General features: G+C 26.9%; 17 protein-coding genes. 5 read left to right on the top strand and 12 right to left on the bottom strand.

All coding sequences use genetic code 11. The annotated features are described in order from the left end of the window. The 5 genes from KGF52_RS07055 to KGF52_RS07035 all read right to left on the bottom strand — a co-directional run bounded on the left by KGF52_RS07055 (position 1) and on the right by KGF52_RS07035 (position 3766). Positions 1-708 (bottom strand): lantibiotic protection ABC transporter ATP-binding protein, encoded by a 708-nt coding sequence (locus KGF52_RS07055; protein WP_227827224.1) that lies wholly within the window; start codon positions 706-708, stop codon positions 1-3. A 126-nt stretch (positions 709-834) separates the two neighbouring features. Continuing rightward, positions 835-1365: a hypothetical protein gene (locus KGF52_RS07050; protein WP_227827223.1), complete on the bottom strand. Its 531-nt coding sequence runs from the start codon at positions 1363-1365 to the stop codon at positions 835-837. A gap of 101 nt (positions 1366-1466) precedes the next feature. Continuing rightward, complete coding sequence (locus KGF52_RS07045; RefSeq protein ID WP_227839603.1) at positions 1467-2540, bottom strand: DUF4097 family beta strand repeat-containing protein; 1074 nt, start codon at positions 2538-2540, stop codon at positions 1467-1469. Then, positions 2533-3447 (bottom strand): HAAS signaling domain-containing protein, encoded by a 915-nt coding sequence (locus tag KGF52_RS07040; RefSeq protein ID WP_227839602.1) that lies wholly within the window; start codon positions 3445-3447, stop codon positions 2533-2535. Before KGF52_RS07040 ends, KGF52_RS07045 begins: the two co-directional genes overlap by 8 nt. Then, a complete protein-coding gene (locus KGF52_RS07035) occupies positions 3434-3766 on the bottom strand; it encodes a PadR family transcriptional regulator (protein WP_009889116.1) in 333 nt (110 codons plus the stop codon). Before KGF52_RS07035 ends, KGF52_RS07040 begins: the two co-directional genes overlap by 14 nt. Before the next feature lie 189 nt (positions 3767-3955). Between KGF52_RS07035 and KGF52_RS07030 the strand changes: the two genes are divergently transcribed. After that, positions 3956-5086 carry an MGDG synthase family glycosyltransferase gene (locus tag KGF52_RS07030; protein WP_227839601.1) on the top strand — a complete coding sequence of 377 codons (1131 nt, stop codon included), beginning with the start codon at positions 3956-3958 and terminating at the stop codon, positions 5084-5086. Between the two features lie 143 nt (positions 5087-5229). Here KGF52_RS07030 and KGF52_RS07025 read toward each other — a convergent pair whose 3' ends face one another. After that, positions 5230-7128 (bottom strand): glutamine synthetase, encoded by a 1899-nt coding sequence (locus tag KGF52_RS07025; protein ID WP_227827219.1) that lies wholly within the window; start codon positions 7126-7128, stop codon positions 5230-5232. A gap of 313 nt (positions 7129-7441) precedes the next feature. Here KGF52_RS07025 and KGF52_RS07020 point away from each other — a divergent pair, with 313 nt between their 5' ends. Next, positions 7442-8218 (top strand): 3'-5' exonuclease, encoded by a 777-nt coding sequence (locus KGF52_RS07020; protein WP_227827218.1) that lies wholly within the window; start codon positions 7442-7444, stop codon positions 8216-8218. Positions 8219-8310: 92 nt separating this feature from the next. Here the strand turns inward: KGF52_RS07020 and KGF52_RS07015 are convergent, their stop codons facing one another. Both KGF52_RS07015 and galT read right to left on the bottom strand, forming a co-directional pair. Then, on the bottom strand, positions 8311-9063 hold the full coding sequence (locus tag KGF52_RS07015; RefSeq protein ID WP_227839600.1) for an exodeoxyribonuclease III: 753 nt from the start codon (positions 9061-9063) through the stop codon (positions 8311-8313). A gap of 135 nt (positions 9064-9198) precedes the next feature. Further along, a complete protein-coding gene (gene galT, locus KGF52_RS07010; RefSeq protein WP_227839599.1) occupies positions 9199-10149 on the bottom strand; it encodes a galactose-1-phosphate uridylyltransferase in 951 nt (316 codons plus the stop codon). Between the two features lie 373 nt (positions 10150-10522). On the opposite strand from galT, the gene KGF52_RS07005 reads away from it, so the two are divergent. Next, positions 10523-11719, top strand: coding sequence for a pyridoxal phosphate-dependent aminotransferase (locus tag KGF52_RS07005; protein WP_227839598.1), 1197 nt, complete (start codon positions 10523-10525; stop codon positions 11717-11719). 87 nt (positions 11720-11806) lie between these two features. Here the strand turns inward: KGF52_RS07005 and KGF52_RS07000 are convergent, their stop codons facing one another. The 3 genes from KGF52_RS07000 to KGF52_RS06990 all read right to left on the bottom strand — a co-directional run bounded on the left by KGF52_RS07000 (position 11807) and on the right by KGF52_RS06990 (position 15067). After that, positions 11807-12259 (bottom strand): MarR family winged helix-turn-helix transcriptional regulator, encoded by a 453-nt coding sequence (locus KGF52_RS07000; RefSeq protein WP_227827215.1) that lies wholly within the window; start codon positions 12257-12259, stop codon positions 11807-11809. A gap of 310 nt (positions 12260-12569) precedes the next feature. Further along, positions 12570-14015, bottom strand: a complete 1446-nt coding sequence (purB, locus tag KGF52_RS06995; protein WP_227839597.1) for an adenylosuccinate lyase — start codon at positions 14013-14015, stop codon at positions 12570-12572. Between the two features lie 140 nt (positions 14016-14155). Continuing rightward, positions 14156-15067 (bottom strand): tyrosine-type recombinase/integrase, encoded by a 912-nt coding sequence (locus KGF52_RS06990; protein ID WP_227839596.1) that lies wholly within the window; start codon positions 15065-15067, stop codon positions 14156-14158. Positions 15068-15322: 255 nt separating this feature from the next. Here KGF52_RS06990 and KGF52_RS06985 point away from each other — a divergent pair, with 255 nt between their 5' ends. Together KGF52_RS06985 and lepB are read left to right on the top strand one after the other, a co-directional pair. After that, positions 15323-16147, top strand: coding sequence for an undecaprenyl-diphosphate phosphatase (locus tag KGF52_RS06985; RefSeq protein ID WP_227839595.1), 825 nt, complete (start codon positions 15323-15325; stop codon positions 16145-16147). A 39-nt stretch (positions 16148-16186) separates the two neighbouring features. Next, on the top strand, positions 16187-16717 hold the full coding sequence (lepB, locus tag KGF52_RS06980) for a signal peptidase I (protein WP_227827212.1): 531 nt from the start codon (positions 16187-16189) through the stop codon (positions 16715-16717). A 77-nt stretch (positions 16718-16794) separates the two neighbouring features. Here lepB and KGF52_RS06975 read toward each other — a convergent pair whose 3' ends face one another. Continuing rightward, positions 16795-18582, bottom strand: a complete 1788-nt coding sequence (locus tag KGF52_RS06975) for a UvrD-helicase domain-containing protein (protein ID WP_227839594.1) — start codon at positions 18580-18582, stop codon at positions 16795-16797. Positions 18583-18870 lie beyond the last annotated feature (288 nt).

Below are 18870 nucleotides of genomic sequence, written 5' to 3'. Positions count from 1 at the left end.
TTACTTACCTCTCTTTCTATTTTCAGCTACAACTTTCATAAAAAGTTCTTCTAAATTTTGTTCTTTTGATACTTCTCCTTGATACCCTATTACTCCATTAGAAATTATTCCAATTTCATCTACAACTTGCTCAACCTCAGACAAAATATGACTTGATAAAATAACTGTAATTCCTTGCTTTGGAAAAGAACGAATCAATTCTCTAAGTTCTTCAATTCCAATAGGGTCAAGTCCATTTGTAGGCTCATCTAAGATTAAAAGTTTTGGGTGATTTAATAATGCGATAGCAATACCAAGACGCTGCTTCATACCTAGAGAAAACTGACCTGAACGCTTTTTAAAAGTATCTCTTAAATCAACAATCTCTAAAACTTCTTCAATGCGAGAGTCAGGAAGACCAAGTAATGTAGTATGAACTTTTAGATTCTCTCTTGCTGTTAAATTCTCATATATAGCAGGTGATTCAATAAGAGACCCAATGTTTGCTAAGTCTTTTCTAGTCCATCTATGACCTTCAAATAATATCTTTCCAGAAGTGGGGTTTAAAATCCCTGTTATCATTTTTAATAAAGTAGATTTCCCTGCTCCATTTGGTCCTAATAATCCATAAATAGAATTATGTTTAATTGCAATTGAAATATTATTAACTGCAGCCTGCTCCTTAAATTTTTTAGAAACTCCTTTTACCTCCAAAATATAATTACTCATAATTTTCATCCTTTCTTTTGTCAAACTTATTTACAAGAATCATTTTAAATCATAAATATAAGGATTTTATAAGGATTAAAAAATTATAAAAAAAATGATGTGCTTTTAAATAAAACACATCATTTCTTATGTTAACTCTATTAATTCTCCATTGTAGTATATCTCTACTTCTTCAACCCAAATACTATTATCATCTTCTTGAATGACATTTTTGATAATATTATTTATAGTATATATTATATTTTGTTCATTTAAATAATCCTCTTTCCAAGAAACTCTCCCCTTTTCATCAGGTTCAACTAAGTTTATCTTAACTAGACTATCTTTTTCCTGAACTTCAACTTCCATATCTAAACCATTAAAATACTCATGTGATAAAGTATCTAAGATTAACTGTAGTTTATCTTTTAATGTACTTTCTTCATCTATTTGCAAGTATTTTACTATCTTTTCATCCTTTGAAACTATCTCTATAGGTATTTTAGCTGTTTTTTTAGGATTAATTGTATCAGTTTCTTCTTTTATGTCTTCACCTTTCTTTACAACTGCAGAATCTCTAGAATCAACCAATTCTACTTTGTCAACTTTATAATCCATACATGCTGTACTCAATAAAGTAGTAGCAATTATTAAAAAACTTACTGCTATTTTATTCATAAGTATCCCTCTCCCAATTCTATTTCGATACTTATTATACCATAGTATAGACTATATTTTTATACTTTTAGGTCAATTTATTAATTATAGTAATAAATTATTTACATTTCTAATTTATTTGAATTTATTTTTATAGTATACTCTTGTTCTAAATTCGACAAGTTTTCATTTAAAAGCCCTTTTATTTCTCTTATATTTTTATATGAGTTATGATTTTCTTCACTGTGTTCATATCCATCTGAACTATCACTGTATTCTTCTGCTTCATCATTAATATCTTCTATTCTTTCTTTAGACTTTATGTCGCAATTAAACTTATACTTATTTACTGGTAGAGTAAGACTTACTTTAGAATTTGGAACATCTATATCTAAATTTTTAGCAATTGGAAAATCACAATATATGCTAAAGTTGTTATCATAATGCGAATTCCTACCTATTTTTTCCTTTATGTTTATATTTTCAGGTATATATTGTTCTACATTATTGACAAATATGTCTTCATATTCTGAAGATATATCTAATGATTCTGATTCTATATTTACGTTTTTAACACCTAAAACTGATTTTGTAGATAATTCAAGATTATTACTAGATATTAAATTTAATGTATCTAGCTTATTTATATTATTTTCAGTTATAACTCTCTCAAATCTTCCATAAGAACTCTTATATGTTATATTATTTGAAGCTACATTATCATATACTAATAGAGATGAATCTACACTTGATACATTTATATCTACATTATTTGGTACATAGATTACTATTTCCCTATAATCTCCTGAAAACATACTATTTATAGATGTATTAAATAATTGGTCAAAATTTTTAATTTTTTTAACACGATTTTCATATTTTCGTTCACCTTTTACAACTAATGTCTTATCCTTTAAAGTTACATTATATTTGTAAAACTCATTATTTCCCCTTGTTGTCACACGTACATCTTCACTTGAGTGTCTCTTTATCGTAACATTTATATTGTCAACAGATACATCTAACTTGTCAATATTTACTTTTTCTTGATAAAGTTTATTTTCTTTTTTAAATTCAGCTTCTTTTTCGAGTCCAAAGTTTATTAAGCTTGGCATAACTAAAATCCCTGACCATGTTGTTCCAATTATACCTATTACTAATAAAACCGCAGCAAATATGGCAAGTTTCTTATTCATGTTTATCTTCTCCTTTCTTATCATCTGTCTCTTCAAAATCTTTATACATTGACTCAAAATTTATGCTATCATCATTGTAATTATCAGATTCCCTTATATCTTCTTTTTCTATATTGTAATAATCATCATATAAATCTTTATTCAAATCTTTCTCACTTAAAGTATCTTTATTTCTTTTTTCCATCTTTTCATTTGCATTTATATAAATGTTTTTTCTCTTTATCCAATTTATATAACTACTTAACAATTGTTTGCCTAACTTTATAACAAACAGTAAAATTTGCCATGCCAGTATCTCTAAACCTATAAATGCTATAGTCGCAAATATACAAAACATTGTAACATCTGGAACCATTGAAATAAATTTAATTACAAATGGAATTGATATGACAAAAGCAATCAATGTACATACTAACCCAATAGCAACTGAAATAATAGCACATACAAATGCAAATGCTGGAATAATCAATAATAAGGATAAAAATACTAATAAAATCTTTATAGCTTCTCTAGATACTCCTACAACACCTTCTTCTATACTTGGAGTAAGTTTATCATTTACTCTTTCTTTCGATTTATTGTATTTTTCTTTAGCTTCATCTTTTAAAATAGAATATCCCTTTTTCATATCTAACTTGAATTTACTAAACTTATCATTTAAAATATCTGTGTTTATTATTTTTTCATCTTCAATGTTTTTTTCTTTTGTCTGTAGAATAAGTTCTCTTGCTATAGATTTTGGTGAACCAAGTGATGATATTATCTCCATATCACTCTTTCCTTCTATAATCCCATCTACAAAATATTCTTCATAATCTCTCAATATATCATTAACTTCGCTCTCAGAAAAATCCTTTCTTAGATAATCCTTTAAAATTTCCAGAAACTCAGTTTTATTCAAGTTCATTACCTCCCTCATCTTCACTTATTAAAATCTCAACAGCCTTTACAAATTCTCTCCATTCTTCCATCAAATTGGATAAGTTTTCTTTTCCTAGTGAAGTTATTCTATAGTATTTTCTAGCAGGACCCTCATTAGATTCTAGTATATATGTTTCAAAATACAAATCTTTTGTCAGTCTTCTTAGAATAGGATATATCGTTCCTTCATTTACATCTATTACTTTAGAAATATTATGTACTATTTCATATCCATACATATCTTTTTTAGATATTAGCGCGAGTACACAAATTTCTAAGACACCCTTTCTAAATTGTGTGTTCATATACTCCATCCTTTCTTTAAATACACAGTATTGTGTTTTACAAGGTACTATGTTAAAACTTCTTATGCTTTCATAATAACACAGTACTATGTTTTACACAATAGTTATTTTTTAATATTATTATTGATTAAATTCTTCTGTAAATGTATAATACTCTAATCAGATATATTTTATGAAAGTGGTGATAAATTGTCTAAAACAAAAGAAGATAAAACTATATTAATCTTAACAGCTCAATTTGGTGCTGGTCATATAAGTGCTGCAAAAGCAGTTAAGGAATGTATCATTGAAAAATATAGTAATTACAATGTTGTTATACAAAACTTTATAAATGCAAGTATCCCTATGATGAATAAGCCTATGGTGAAGCTTTATGAAAACAATACAAAATATACTCCTGGATTATATAATTATTATTACTATTTTAAGAAATCGTTTGACTCAAGACATGATTTCTCTCATAAATTATATACACCTAAACTTTCTGAGTATATTTCTGATATAAATCCAGATTTGATTATCTCTACATTTCCACTAGCTGCTGCTTGTGTAAATAATTTTAAGATAAAAAATCCTGACATAAATATACCAACATTGACAGTTATTACAGATGTTGTAGACAGTATGGAATGGGTTTTTGAAAATACAGATTTATATTTTGTTCCATCTCCAGAGATAAAAAATAGATTTTTTCAAAAAGGAATAAATCCAGATTCCATAAAAGTTACTGGAGTTCCTGTAGATAAGAGATTCCAGATTGAAAGTAAAGAGCCTTGTTATGGAAAATATAGATTATTGCTTTTAGGAGGAGGAAGAGGTCTGTTTGATATAGATGAGGATTTTATACATTGGATAGATGACTTTATTGAAGAACATATTAATTCCATAGAGATTACAATAGTTACAGGTAAAAATAAAAAACTATATGATAATTTAACTCATAAAAAACCTCTAAAAAATATAAAAGTACTTGGATTTGTAAATGATATGTACAATCTGATAGAAGAATGTGACTTAATGTTGACTAAACCTGGAGGAGCAACTATATTTGAAGCAATCCAGTCTCAAACTCCAGTACTCGTTAAAATGCCAAAAGTTGGTCAAGAAATTGAAAATGCCAAATTTATAATAGATAAGGGTCTTGGAATGATTTATAGCGATGACCTAGACCTAAAAAATATATTTTACAAGTTAGTGTCAAATGAATTTGATTCTATAATAAATTTTATGAAAAAGAATCTAGAAGAATTTAAAACAGTCATTCATCCAGATGAAATTGCTGATTATATATCAGAATTAATAGATAATCAATATAATTAATTTAGATTAATTTTATTGTAAAACTTAAAATCAAAAATTAAAGGCAATTGAGTATGATTTTTACATTTGAGATTTAACTCAAAATGATTTAATCATACTTAATTGCCTTTATAATATCAAAATCAAATTATTATCATTTTATCTTAGTATATATTTTTCTTGTATTGCATATATAATTGTTGTATTTCTTCCATGCTTCTCTTTAGTTCTATTTGTAAATCCGAAGCAGTTTGATAATCTTTATTTTCTACAGCTTCTCTTACTCTAGTAAATAGTGATTCTCTAGTTAAAGTGTCTTTCATAATATTAAACTTTAAGTCTGATATTGAATTCCAAACTACTTCATCAAGTGCATCCATATTTTCTTTTGTGTGTACTTTTACAATACTTCTTATCTTTTGAATTCCCGCTTCTATTATTCTAGTTTTTAATTTTTTTTGCCACTTATCTATTGCCCCAACTTTAAATGATTCTATTATGCTATCAGTAAATACATCGCCTTGTTTTAAAGATTTTAATTTAGAAGCATATATCTCTAGATTTTTCATATTTTCATAAACTGTTGCTGGAGGTGTTCCAAATCTTGCATTTCTTTCTTCTAAATTATAATGTTCAAATACATCATTTTCATCTCTATATGCTCTGTCTTTTTCTAAATAGAAACTTTCTTCTCCCACATTTTTAGATAATTCTTTTTCTAGTTCTTTAGTACTAAGTCCACTCTTAGCTGCTGCTTTTATACCATCTAACATTGTTTGATAACATCCTGCTATTACTAGATAAGTATTAGATAGAGGACTTGGTGATCTTAACTCAAATCTTACAGTCTTTGGATTCTTTATATCTCTTATTAACCCAACAAGTACTGACCTATTTCTAGATGGCATTTCATAACTATGACCTAAAGATGTAACTATACATACAGGTGCTTCAAATCCAGGAACTAGTCTATTAAATCCATCATTAGAAGCTGTTACAATTGGATTTAATACTTCATAATTATAAAGAAGTCCCATAAGAGCTCCATACCCTAATTCACTTAGATAATCTTCTTTTAAATCTTTTGGAGCAAATAAGTTTTTGCTACTTCCATCTTTTAATTTTGCACTTACTCCTACATGTGTATGACCACCACTTCCTGCAACTCCATGAATTGGCTTTGCTTTAAATGTGACTTCTAATCCATGTGATGTAAATACATCTTCTATAACATCTCTTACTAATAATTCATTATCTGCCGCTTGTAATGGTGTAGAAAACTTCCAAGAAACCTCTAATTGCTCCATAGCATGGTTTGTCTTTCCATCTATACTTATAGAACTTTGAATTCCCCCAACCTCTTTATGAGCCATTTCAGGGCTTACACCTAGCTTTTGAAGTATTATTAAACTTTGTTCTAGACAAGTTCTTATAATACCATGAGTTCTTTTCCAGTATTGTTCTTTTAAGCTTTGTGATACATATAATTTTTCTAAGTCAGCCTTATCTTCAGGAGTATTAACCCAAAATTCAAGTTCTGTAGCTGCTGTTAACATTATTTCTTCTATATCATCTACTGAGTTTATTCCTATATTGTTTATTACATGTGGATATTCTCTAAATATTTCAAACATAGATTTCTTAAAATATTTATCTGCTTTTTGAAGAATTCCCCTAGAACATACTTTTTTATTATCATGTATTAGAAATGCAGGTATCTTTAATGTTCCTACAGGTAATCCTGCTTCTTCATCTATGTATTCCATATTGTAATCTACATACCAATGACAACTTTTATCTGGCATTAAGTCTACTTTTGCATTATTTAGTGTTGCTATATTATAAAGCTCAACACTTGAACCATCAGTTTGTATAGCTGATTCTAAGAATTTATCTATATCCTCTAAAAATAATTCTACAGGAATTTTTTCGTCTGTTGCATTTCCTCCTAAGTCAACACCCATTAAAGAAACGAATCTTATGTTTTTATTGCTCTTTAGGATTTCTCTTATCTCTTCATTGGTATGCTTATCTTTCTCTATTACATATAATAAACTCTCCATCTTTTCACTCTCCTATGATTTTTGTGTAAATTTTATTTTATTAAATATACAAGATAAAATTCATTTTTCCTTATGTTTATGAATTTTTCTTGCAAAACATTCGTGTTTTATTCGTGTTTTTATTTATATTATTATATATCAAGTACAAAAAGTTCGCAATATTTTTTCTTGGAAAAATATTATACATACAATAGTTTAACATTTTTATAAATATGGGGTATACTAAAATAAAAGTATTTTTGTTTAAAAATTTAATTTAGCTTATAATATAATCTATACTAGTAATAATACAAAAATTTAGGAGATAAACTTTATGGAATACATAATTTTCGATTTGGAATTCAACCAAGGCTTTGACAAAAAACTCAATAAAACTGTGTCCAATGAAAAATGTCCTTTTGAAATTATACAAATAGGAGCAATTAAACTGGATTCTAAATTTAATATAGTAGATACATTTAATAGCTATATTAAACCTACACTATACAAGGCAATGCACCCTTTTATTAGTCGTATGACTAATATTAAAGACTCTGATTTTAACAATTCGCCTACTTTTCCTGAGGTTTACAACAATTTCATAAAATTTATAGCATCACACGACCCTATACTATGTGTTTGGGGAGTTGGAGATTTAAAGGAATTATACAGAAATATCAATTATCATAAGCTAGCATCAGATATTTTACCTAAGTCTTATATTAATATTCAACAACATGCATCTAAATATTTTAATAATCCAGCAGGAAAAAGTATTGGCTTGCAAAATGCTATTTCTATATTGGAACTTGATGAAAAAATGTCTTATCACAATGCTTTAAATGATGCATACTATACATCGAAGGTTTTTATTAAGATATACAATCCAAGTATAGTACCTGATATATATGTATATACAAATATTAAATCTAAATCTATAAAGTATTCTAATAAAAAAAGAGTTGACTATGATAAATTGTTTGATGAGTTCAAGAAAATTCTAAATCGCGATTTGACTAAAGATGAGAAAAAAATTATTAATTTAGCTTACAACATGGGAAAAACAAATCAATTTGAATTAGAAAATTGTAAACAAGGAAAAAATAAGTGAAATTTATCTAGGTTAAAAACAGGCATGTAGATTAAAAGAATAATTAACTTTAAATTTACATCTACAGCCCAATTTTTATCCTTATGAAACTTCTATCTTATCTCTAATTCTACTGGACAATGGTCTGACCCCAATACCTCAGTGTGTATATTTACATTTGTCAATCTATCTTCTAATTTTTTAGATGCACAAAAATAATCTATTCTCCATCCAGCGTTATTTTTTCTTGCATTAAATCTATATGACCACCAACTATACACTCCTTCTTTATCAGGATTAAAGTATCTATATGTGTCTATAAATCCACTATCTAATAATTTAGAGAATTTTTCTCTTTCTTCCTTTGTAAAACCTGCGTTCTTTGTGTTGTTTTTAGGATTTTTCAAGTCTATTTCTTTATGTGCCACATTCATATCTCCACACACTATTACAGGCTTATGATTATCTAATTTAACCAAATAATCTATAAAGTCATCTTCCCATCTAGTTCTATATTCTAATCTCTTTAACTCAGATTGAGAATTTGGAGTATATACAGTAACAAAATAAAAATCTTCAAATTCTAAAGTTATAACTCTACCTTCTTTATCATGTTCTTCTCTATTTATTCCATACATTACTTTTAAAGGCTCTTTTTTGGTAAATATAGCAGTACCTGAATAACCTTTTCGCTCTGCATAATTCCAGTATTGAAAATAACCTGGCAAATCTAACTCTATTTGCCCTTCCTGTAATTTAGTCTCTTGTAGACAAAATATATCTGCATCAATATCTCTAAAAAAGTCTAAAAATCCTTTCCCTACACATGCTCTTATCCCATTAACATTCCACGATATAAATTTCATATTCCACTCCTCATCTAAATAGTAATTTTCTATTAGTTTTTTCATTTATTTTTCTGTTTGTTTTTATTTTAACATTGATATACTATAATTTTATTTTAAAATTATTATTTCTTTAATACCTAAAAAGTACATCCTTTAATCAAATTTTAATTTTTTTGTTAATTCTTCAGGATTCATTGAAGAAACATACATATTTGTTCCAAGTTCAAATCCTCCAAGGTTATACTTTCTTGGTATTATGTGCATATGAACATTAAAGTATGATTTTGTTTCAATTTTTGTTGGATGAGTATGGATACACAAGTTAAATGGCATATATCCATTTATATTATATAATTTTTTAAATAACTTTTCGAATATCATAGAAAGCTCTTTTATATTGTTATCTGTTAATTCATCAAACTTTATGCTGTCTTTAAATATTACTCTTACTTCTCCACTGTACTTAGTTGCATATGGTATAATTACTAAAAAAGCATCTCCATTATAAACCACTCTTTTATTTAAACTTATCTCATTTTCTACCAAGTCATTATACAAAGAACTTTTATTACTATCATAATACTCTTTTGAAACCAACAACTCATTTGTAATTTCAGGTGGAATAAAAGACATAGATAGTATTTGAGCATGTGGATGCATCAAAGATGCTCCAGCCTTTCTCAAGAAATTTTTAAAAATACTCACATATTCTACTTTGTCATCTTTCGACAAATTTTTAAATCTATTTCTATACATAAAAAAAACATCTTCAAATTCTTTTTGATTCATATTGTAAAAACTGCTGTTATGTTTATTACTTTCTATCATTACCTCATGAATACCATATATATCTCTTGCCAAATCATCAATTATAGGAAATTTATTATATATAGATTTTACAAGCCAACCTTCATCACCTTTTATTTCAAATAGTGTATCCGTTGCATAAACTTCATTTCCCTTACAAAATGGGCATCCTTCATCGTATTCATTAGTTTCTTCTTCATCATTTGGTACATCAATTGTATCTAATGGCCTTTTCAACCTATCAGTAGCAAATATAACAACATCATTAGTAATTGGATCTATTCTTAATTCTCTCATAATTAACACCTCTTAGTTAATAGCCTTTAATATAATTATATGATATTTATTGTATCTGTTAAATAAATTTATAATATTTTTTATAATTTTACATATTTAGTATTAGGTATTTTAATTTTGTAATACAAAAAATTATAACTAATATATACATATATTATCATACTATAAATAAGTTTATGTACATATAATTTATTAGTATAAATACGAGTATTTCACTCTAATTTGTTAAAAGTTTATTTTAAAGCTATATTAATTTTTTTTGATGATTTTTACCTATAAGTATGTTATTATTATCTTGTAAAGATGTCTTGTATTCCAATATACAATTTACATAATACAATATACGTATTTAAATTAAATAGGGGGTATTAAAATGAATTATTCAAACAGAGTTAGTGCAATGCAAGCCTCTCCAATCAGAAAACTTGTTCCATTTGCACAAGCAGCAAAAGATAAAGGAATCAAAGTATATCACTTAAATATAGGTCAACCAGACATAAAAACTCCTCAAGGGTTTTTTGATGCTGTTAAAAACTTTGATAGCGAAGTTTTAGAATATGCTACTTCTGAAGGTATTCCAGAATTATTAGAAGCACTTCAAAATTACTACAAAACTTACAATATGGATTTTGAAAAAGATGAATTATTAGTAACTAATGGTGGTAGTGAAGCTTTACTTTTCACTATGATGGCTGTTTGTGACCCAGGAGATAATTTATTAGTTCCAGAACCATTCTATACTAACTACAATGGATTTGGTCAATGTGTAAACGTAGAAGTTAATGCTGTTACAACAAAAGCTGAAAACGGTTTCCACCTTCCATCAAAAGAAGAAATAGCTTCTAAGGTAGATGATAGAACTAAAGCTATAATTCTTTCTAACCCAGGAAATCCAACTGGTGCAATTTATACAAAAGAAGAACTTAATATCCTAGCTGAAATAGCTAAAGAAAAAAATCTATGGATAATAGCAGACGAAGTTTATAGAGAATTTGTTTATGATGGACTTGAATACACTAGCTGTGGTAACTTAGAAGGTGTACAAGACAGAGTTATAATAATAGACAGTGTTTCTAAGAGATACAGTGCTTGTGGTGCTAGAATCGGTTCTATCGCTTGTAAAAATAAAGGTCTTATCGCTCAAATACTTAAATTATGCCAAGGAAGACTTTGTGTTCCTACATTAGAACAAATAGGAGCTGTTGAATTATACAAAACTCCAGTTTCTTACTTCAAAGAAGTTAATGAAGAATACAAAAAAAGAAGAGACGTATTATACAATGAATTAATGAAAGTTGAAGGTGTTATCTGTAAAAAACCAACTGGTGCATTTTATATAGTTGCTAAATTACCAGTTGAAAATGCAGAAGATTTCACAATCTGGATGTTAAAAGAGTTCAGTAAAAATAATGAAACTGTTATGGTTTGCCCTGCTGAAGGATTCTATGCTACTCCAGGTTTAGGACGTGACGAAATAAGATTAGCTTACATCTTAAATGAAACTGACCTTCATAGAGCTGCTACATTATTAAAAGAAGGTTTAGAGCAATATGTATCTTTACACAAATAAATTTTAAAAGTTTACCTTATGTAAATTTTATTAGATAAAAAATCCCCTTTTCAACCAATATTTGAAAAGGGGATTTTTCATAGTTTCCTATTTAAATTCATCTTTATTTAATATATACTGAAGAGTATTTATTGCTCCTAGATAGTTCTTTCTATCTTCTTCAGTTAGTCTAGAAAGCTTTTCTTCCAATCCATCACTTAATTTATCCATAAAATCAGAAGCTATCTTATCTCCTTCTTCTGTAATGTCAATTAAATACTTTCTTCTATCAACTAAATCTCTTTCTCTTGTTACATACTTTTTTTCTGTTAAATCATCTACCATACTAGTTAGACTGCCTTTTTCTATATTTAATTTAGAGCATAAATCAGTCATGCTTATTACTCCATAATTTCTTATAAATACTAATGCTCTCAATTGTGTTTTATTTACATTATAGTCTGGTGCGAATTTTTTTAGGTCTTCTAAATATAAACTAGAATAAATCTTAGGAAATGTTTTTACCAAAAAACTTATAGTATCTTTTACTACGTATTTCATACAATCACCTCGGTTGTTTTAAAATTTATTAAATTATCTAACTAACTTTATTTCAGTTTACATTAAAAATATTGCAAGTACAATAGTTTTTGAATAATGATTAAATTTAATTAGTAATCTTATTATTTTTCTTGTTTTTAATTATATTTTTCTGATTAAATATTATTTATATAGCTATTTTATTGAATTCATGATATAGTAAATAAGGAAGAACTCTTCACAGCGGTGAAGAGCAGACGCTAGCCCATTAAAATGGCTATCTTATTTATAAATAAGATAGCCGTTTTTAATTATATTTTATCTATAAAACTTACACTCTTAAATCCACATCTACTTTTCCTAAATCTTCTTTATAATCTTTTATAGCTGGTTCTACAACTTCATTTACAAATTCTACAACTTGTTCTGGAGCTCTACCTATAAAGTTTTTTGGGTCCATTATAGATAATATTTCTTCCTTGCTCATTTTAAATGAATCATCATTCATTATAAGCTCAATTAAATTATTATCTTTTCCTTCATGTTTAACTCTATAAGCAGCTTTCATAGAATATTCTCTTATTATCTCATGTAATTCCTGTCTATCTCCACCTCTTTTTACAGCTTCCATAAGTATTGTTTCTGTAGCCATAAAAGGAAGTTCTTCATTTACACGTTTATTTATCATATTTTCATATACTACTAACCCATCAGTTACATTTATACCTATTTCAAGTATAGCATCTGCTGCCATAAAAGCTTGAGGTATAGCTAATCTTTTATTGGCTGAGTCATCTAATGTTCTCTCTAACCATTGAGTAGCCTGTACCATTGCAGGGCTTATAGATTCAGATATTATATATTTAGATAAAGAAGCTATTCTTTCACTTCTCATTGGATTTCTTTTATAGGCCATTGCTGATGAACCTATTTGATTTTTTTCAAATGGCTCTTCTAATTCTTTTAGACTTTGTAAAAGTCTTATATCATTAGTCATTTTATGCATACTTTGAGCTATTCCTGATAATACACTTATTACTTGATAGTCTAGCTTTCTAGTATATGTTTGTCCACTTACTGCATAAGAAGAACTATATCCCATTTTTTTACAAATTTTCTTATCTAGCTCTTTTACTTTTTCATGGTCTCCTTCAAATAAACTTAAAAAACTTGCTTGAGTCCCAGTAGTCCCTTTAACTCCTCTTAATTTCATATTATCTATTCTATAATTTAAGTCTTCTAAATCAAGGATTAAATCTTGAGCCCACAAACAAGCTCTTTTCCCTACTGTTGTAAGTTGTGCTGCTTGAAAGTGCGTAAAACCAAGAGCTGGCATATCCTTATACTTAAGTGCAAATTCTTTTAAGTTATTTATTAAATTTACAAGCTTTACTCTTAGAAGTTTTAAGGCTTCATTCATTTGTACAACGTCTGTATTATCTCCAACATAAGCAGATGTTGCTCCTAGATGGATGATTCCTTTAGCTTTTTCACATTGTAAACCATACGCTTTTACATGAGACATTACATCATGTCTTACTTCTTTTTCTATTTTTCTAGCTTCATCAAAATTTATATTATCTATATTAGCTCTTAACTCATCTAATTGTTCTTCAGTTATATTGATTCCTAACTCATGCTCACCTTCAGCAAGAGCAACCCATAATCTTCTCCATGTAGAAAATTTAAATTGTGGAGAAAATATATAACTCATATCTTTACTACAGTATCTATCTGTAAGCGGATTTGAGTACGTAGTATATTTGTTATCTATCATTATATTAGCACCTTCCTTAAATCTTTTGTTGTATAGTTATTATGTACATATTAGTACATAAATAATTATATATAATTTTACGAACTATAACAAGACTTTTTTATTTTTTGTTCACATTTATATAGAGTATTTTTTACGTGCTAATACTTTTTATTTATATCTAGATTATCTTTCTCAATTAAATAATCCACAATCTCGCTATCAACAAAATTCAATACATATTTATATCTAATTGCATAGTATTTATCACTCCAGCCAAGTTGATTTTTTACGTCACCCTCATCCGCCCCAAGTCTTAAACTTATTGCTGCAAATGAATGTCTAAAGTCTCTTGCTGAATATTGAGAAAGTCCTGCTAAATCTAATGCTTTTTTTACTATCAATCTGACATTTCTATCTGTTATAGAATTGCTTTTTTGAGTTGTAAAAATAAAATCATCATTAGGTATTATTACTTCTGGAAGTCCAGAATAATTTCTGTAGTCTTCTAAAAGCCTAAAAAAGTATGGATGTAACTTTACTACTCTCTCTTTTCTTCCCTTTCCTAGTCTAACATACGAGTTATCGTTTTCATCTACCATAAGGTCTTTCCACTTTAAGCTAACTAATTCATTTAATAAACACCCAGTAGTAACTAGACAGACTATTATCACTCTATCTCTTATATTCAGTTTTGGTAAAATACCTATAAGCTTATTTATTTCCTGTATGCTTAAAACATCATCCTTTGTCTTTATTCTAGTTACTGTTGGTTTTTCTACATGTCTAAATGGATTTATATCTATATATCCTTCTTTTTTTAAAAAGTTATAAAAACTATGTAAATAACTATATATCTTTTCACAGGTTGATTTTGCATATTTGGTTTGTATATAGTCCACAAAATTTTTACAATCTTCTTTTGTTACATAAATTAATTCTTTTCCTTTTAGAAACTCTTTAAATAACATAACCTTTGATAAATAATCGTGTTTTGTACTTGGGTTTAATTTTGTCGAAAAAACATTAAAAGTTTCATACTCATAATCATCCAATATTTTCGTACTATACATAATAACTCCTTTCCTTTTCATAAAATAAAATAGTTATACTTTTACTATACCATATATTTCCCCTTCATATATACCCCTTATTCAATAGACAAGTTTCAAGTTTATTTTTTTAAATTATGAAGGTTTTATGAAAATATCAATCTTCCATTGTGCACTACACAGTACTGTGGTATTATAAGTTAGTAAAAGGTGGCATATTTTATTAATATTTGAGTAAAATATGCTACTATAAATTTGTATTGGAGGTATTTAAATTTGGAAACATTTAGTTTGCTTGAAGTTTTTAAAGCAGTCATTTTGGGAATAGTTCAAGGAATTACAGAATGGCTACCAGTAAGTAGTACAGGGCATATGATATTAGTTGATGAATTTATAAAATTGAATTTTTCATCTACATTTATAAATACATTTTTAGTTGTAATTCAATTTGGTTCAATATTAGCTGTACTTGTTATATTTTTTAGGAAGTTAAATCCTTTTGATAGTGCAAAGAATACTAAACAAAAAAAAGAAACAGTTCGCTTATGGCTTAAGGTTATAATTGCAGTTATACCATCTGGAGTTATTGGTATACTGTTTGAGGATGATATAGACAGATTATTCTTCAATTCAACAGTAGTTGCAATTGCTCTTATTGTATATGGTATAATAATGATAGGACTTGAAAGTAGAAATAAAAGACCAAAATATAAAGATTTTTCTCAAGTTACATATAAACTAGCTCTTTGTATAGGTTTATTCCAATGTCTAGCTCTTATTCCAGGTACATCTAGATCTGGTTCAACTATAATCGGTGCAGTATTACTTGGTACTTCTAGATACGTAGCAGCAGAATTTTCATTCTTCTTAGCTATTCCTACAATGCTTGGAGCTAGTGCATTAAAACTTTTAAAAGCTGGATTTGGATTTACTGGATTTGAATGGCTTATTCTGGGTGTTGGCTCTTTAGTAGCTTTTGTAGTTTCAATCGTAGTTATTAAGTTTTTTATGGATTATATCAAAAAACACGATTTTAAAGTCTTTGGTTATTATAGAATAATTTTGGGTATAGTTGTTCTTGGTTATTTCTTTTTATTCTAGAGTATTTTAATTTAATGACAAATGATAAGGAGAAAAATTATGAGTGTTAAAAAGGAAATATTTGATTGGATTAAGTCAATAGCCATGGCTATTGTACTTGCATTTGTAATATTACAATTTATAAGACCTTCTATTGTTAGTGGAGAATCAATGTATCCTACTTTAGACGATAAAGACTATTTAATTTTAAATAGAATATCATATAAAGTTGGTAAACCCGAAAAAGGTGATATTGTAGTTTTTAAAACTGATTTAGTTGATGGAGATACTGGAAAGAAAAAAGATTTAATAAAGAGAGTTATAGCTACTGAAGGTGACAGTATAAAAATATCCAATTCTAAAGTGTATGTAAATGGCAAATTAATAACTGAACCATATATACATAATAATTATACTTCTGGAGATGTAGACACAGTCGTTCCAAAAGGAAAGTTATTTGCAATGGGTGATAATAGAGAAAATAGTAATGATAGTAGATTCCCAGATGTAGGTATGGTTGATGAAGATGAAATTATTGGTAAGGTCATGGTAAGATTATTACCTTTTGATAATATTGGAAAAGTAAGTTAAAAAAATAAGAGACTGAATTGGTAATATTTATTCTACACAATTCAGTCTCTTTTAATTTTTTGAATTCAAAATACGTTTTATTTCCTATCCTCTTTTGATTCTGTAATAATTCTTATTATATCACTTGCATCTTCATTAAAGGTTGTTACTATACTTAGATAGTCAGTTGCCCTGCTCATAGCCAAATAAACCTTATTTAAATCACCTACAAAGTCATTTACTTGATAATCTTGCTCTGTATCATTTATTGTTTGATTATATAACATTTCTAACTCACATATTATTATCGATTTATATTCTAAATTCTTTATTGTATATATATTTGCTATTGTCGTTCCTATCTTCTTACTTATGTTTGTTAAGTTATCTTCTGCACATATATAAGGAATTTGTGCTTCTTCTAATGCCTTTTTTAACATGTATTGAAAATAAATAGTTTTTCCACTTTTTAATTTCTTCTTATTATAAGGATATACAATAGCAACTTCAGAATAATCAAGACCTTTTTTGCTTATCAAATATTCGATTTCCCATATTACAGAACTTATTTGGTCATCTAAATCACTTACTTTTATTATATCAACCGACTTATTACCACCTCTAAGTGCTTTTGTATTAAAAAAAGTATTAAACTTTGTATTAGGTCTTAATTCATTAATATAAGCATTAGAATTATTTGAAAAATTATTTGTAAAATCAACAATTTCTTTAGCTTGCCTATAATTTTTATTTAATATGATTTTATCATCAAACTCTATATTACTATATAGTTTCCTAAATATATTTAATCTATTAAAGATATTTAAAGAGTTACAAGAATACACATTAAATATGAATTTTGTTTTATATAAAAACTCTCTTATAAAATCTATTTCATAATCTAAAAAACTTTCTGCTTCATCAATGAAAATAGCCTTAAACATGTTTTTATTCTTTATAATGTTTTGTGCTTGCTTTACAAGATTATTAAATGTTTTTTCATAATCATTTTTTAACATATTGTAGTCAATGATTAGATTATATTTTTTAGCTAATTTAAATATAAAAGAACTAAATGTATGAACTTCTAAATTGTTGTTATCTTTATATAATAATTCAATTCTTTCTCGAAGTTCATTACATAGTTGTTTTGTATGTGTAAATATTAGTAATTTATGATGTGGATATACTTTTGCCAGTTTTATAGCTCTAGAAAGCATATTTGCCGTTTTCCCTATACCAGAACCGCCTTCAATAAGTGTATTTCCATATTTAATAGAAATAGCATCTTTAATTTGAATTTCTTCCATCATAGTTGCTGTATATTTATAGTCATCATTGTAGAAGGAAATTTTTTTAAATTTTTCGTTTAGGTGAAGTGTGTCATTTATTATATAGTATTCTGAACATATATCTAATAAAAATAAATTTAAATTTATTTCATCATTTTTTTCCTTAAGATATTCATCCAGTGAAGCACTAGCCATTATATCTTGAAGCTTATTTTTATCTATTATATTATTATTCACAAATTCTTCAAACTCATAAGCTTCGTCTACTTCAACATATGGCATAATATAAACATAATTATAGCTTATATTTCTATTCTTTTGTCCCATTTTTAGTTTCAAAAGCTCATATTCCTCATGCATAACTTCAAGTAACTCTTCTTCCAAAATAAAATATATATCTTCTGTTGTATCCATAAATTTTATAAATAAAATTTTTCCATCTTTTATATACAACAAGTCAGTATTTATTCCTTTAAAAGGAGTAACTTTTGGCACTACTTTAACGTCCTCATTGATATTTTCGTAAAATACTTTCTCGAATTCTTTCAATTTCAGGGCGTCTAACTGAGAGTTTATATTTATGTATTGGCTCACTTACATTACCTCCTTCTGTTATAATTAATTATACCATTTTAAACTATATTTTTATATATACTTTTTATAGGCAAATTTAGCAAACAAATTCAAAATAAGTACAAATAAATACAAAACTATTAAAGAAAAATTGCAATAACTATAGATATTTATTGTTATAAAATATTTTATGTAGATAATAAATTGATAAATTTCATAATTAATGTTTAAAATAATAAGTAAAATCTTTAAAATGACGAATCTTCTCGTCTAGAAATATAAAAACTTAGTATTAAAAAATTTAAAAAC

Source organism: Clostridioides sp. ZZV15-6597 (genome assembly GCF_020657815.1).
In the GTDB taxonomy this organism is placed as follows: Bacteria; Bacillota; Clostridia; order Peptostreptococcales; family Peptostreptococcaceae; genus Clostridioides.
The sequence above is the reverse complement of the archived record's forward strand: the minus strand, read 5'-3'. Positions and strand labels throughout refer to the sequence as shown.

Bases quoted from the DNA above. Each gene is read 5' to 3' on its own strand.
- KGF52_RS07055 (WP_227827224.1), bottom strand. From the start codon at position 708: ATGAGTAATTATATTTTGGAGGTAAAAGGAGTTTCTAAAAAATTTAAG.
- KGF52_RS07050 (WP_227827223.1), bottom strand. From the start codon at position 1,365: ATGAATAAAATAGCAGTAAGTTTTTTAATAATTGCTACTACTTTATTG.
- KGF52_RS07045 (WP_227839603.1), bottom strand. From the start codon at position 2,540: ATGAATAAGAAACTTGCCATATTTGCTGCGGTTTTATTAGTAATAGGT.
- KGF52_RS07040 (WP_227839602.1), bottom strand. From the start codon at position 3,447: ATGAACTTGAATAAAACTGAGTTTCTGGAAATTTTAAAGGATTATCTA.
- KGF52_RS07035 (WP_009889116.1), bottom strand. From the start codon at position 3,766: ATGAACACACAATTTAGAAAGGGTGTCTTAGAAATTTGTGTACTCGCG.
- KGF52_RS07025 (WP_227827219.1), bottom strand. From the start codon at position 7,128: ATGGAGAGTTTATTATATGTAATAGAGAAAGATAAGCATACCAATGAA.
- KGF52_RS07020 (WP_227827218.1), top strand. From the start codon at position 7,442: ATGGAATACATAATTTTCGATTTGGAATTCAACCAAGGCTTTGACAAA.
- KGF52_RS07015 (WP_227839600.1), bottom strand. From the start codon at position 9,063: ATGAAATTTATATCGTGGAATGTTAATGGGATAAGAGCATGTGTAGGG.
- galT (WP_227839599.1), bottom strand. From the start codon at position 10,149: ATGAGAGAATTAAGAATAGATCCAATTACTAATGATGTTGTTATATTT.
- KGF52_RS07005 (WP_227839598.1), top strand. From the start codon at position 10,523: ATGAATTATTCAAACAGAGTTAGTGCAATGCAAGCCTCTCCAATCAGA.
- KGF52_RS07000 (WP_227827215.1), bottom strand. From the start codon at position 12,259: ATGAAATACGTAGTAAAAGATACTATAAGTTTTTTGGTAAAAACATTT.
- purB (WP_227839597.1), bottom strand. From the start codon at position 14,015: ATGATAGATAACAAATATACTACGTACTCAAATCCGCTTACAGATAGA.
- KGF52_RS06990 (WP_227839596.1), bottom strand. From the start codon at position 15,067: ATGTATAGTACGAAAATATTGGATGATTATGAGTATGAAACTTTTAAT.
- lepB (WP_227827212.1), top strand. From the start codon at position 16,187: ATGAGTGTTAAAAAGGAAATATTTGATTGGATTAAGTCAATAGCCATG.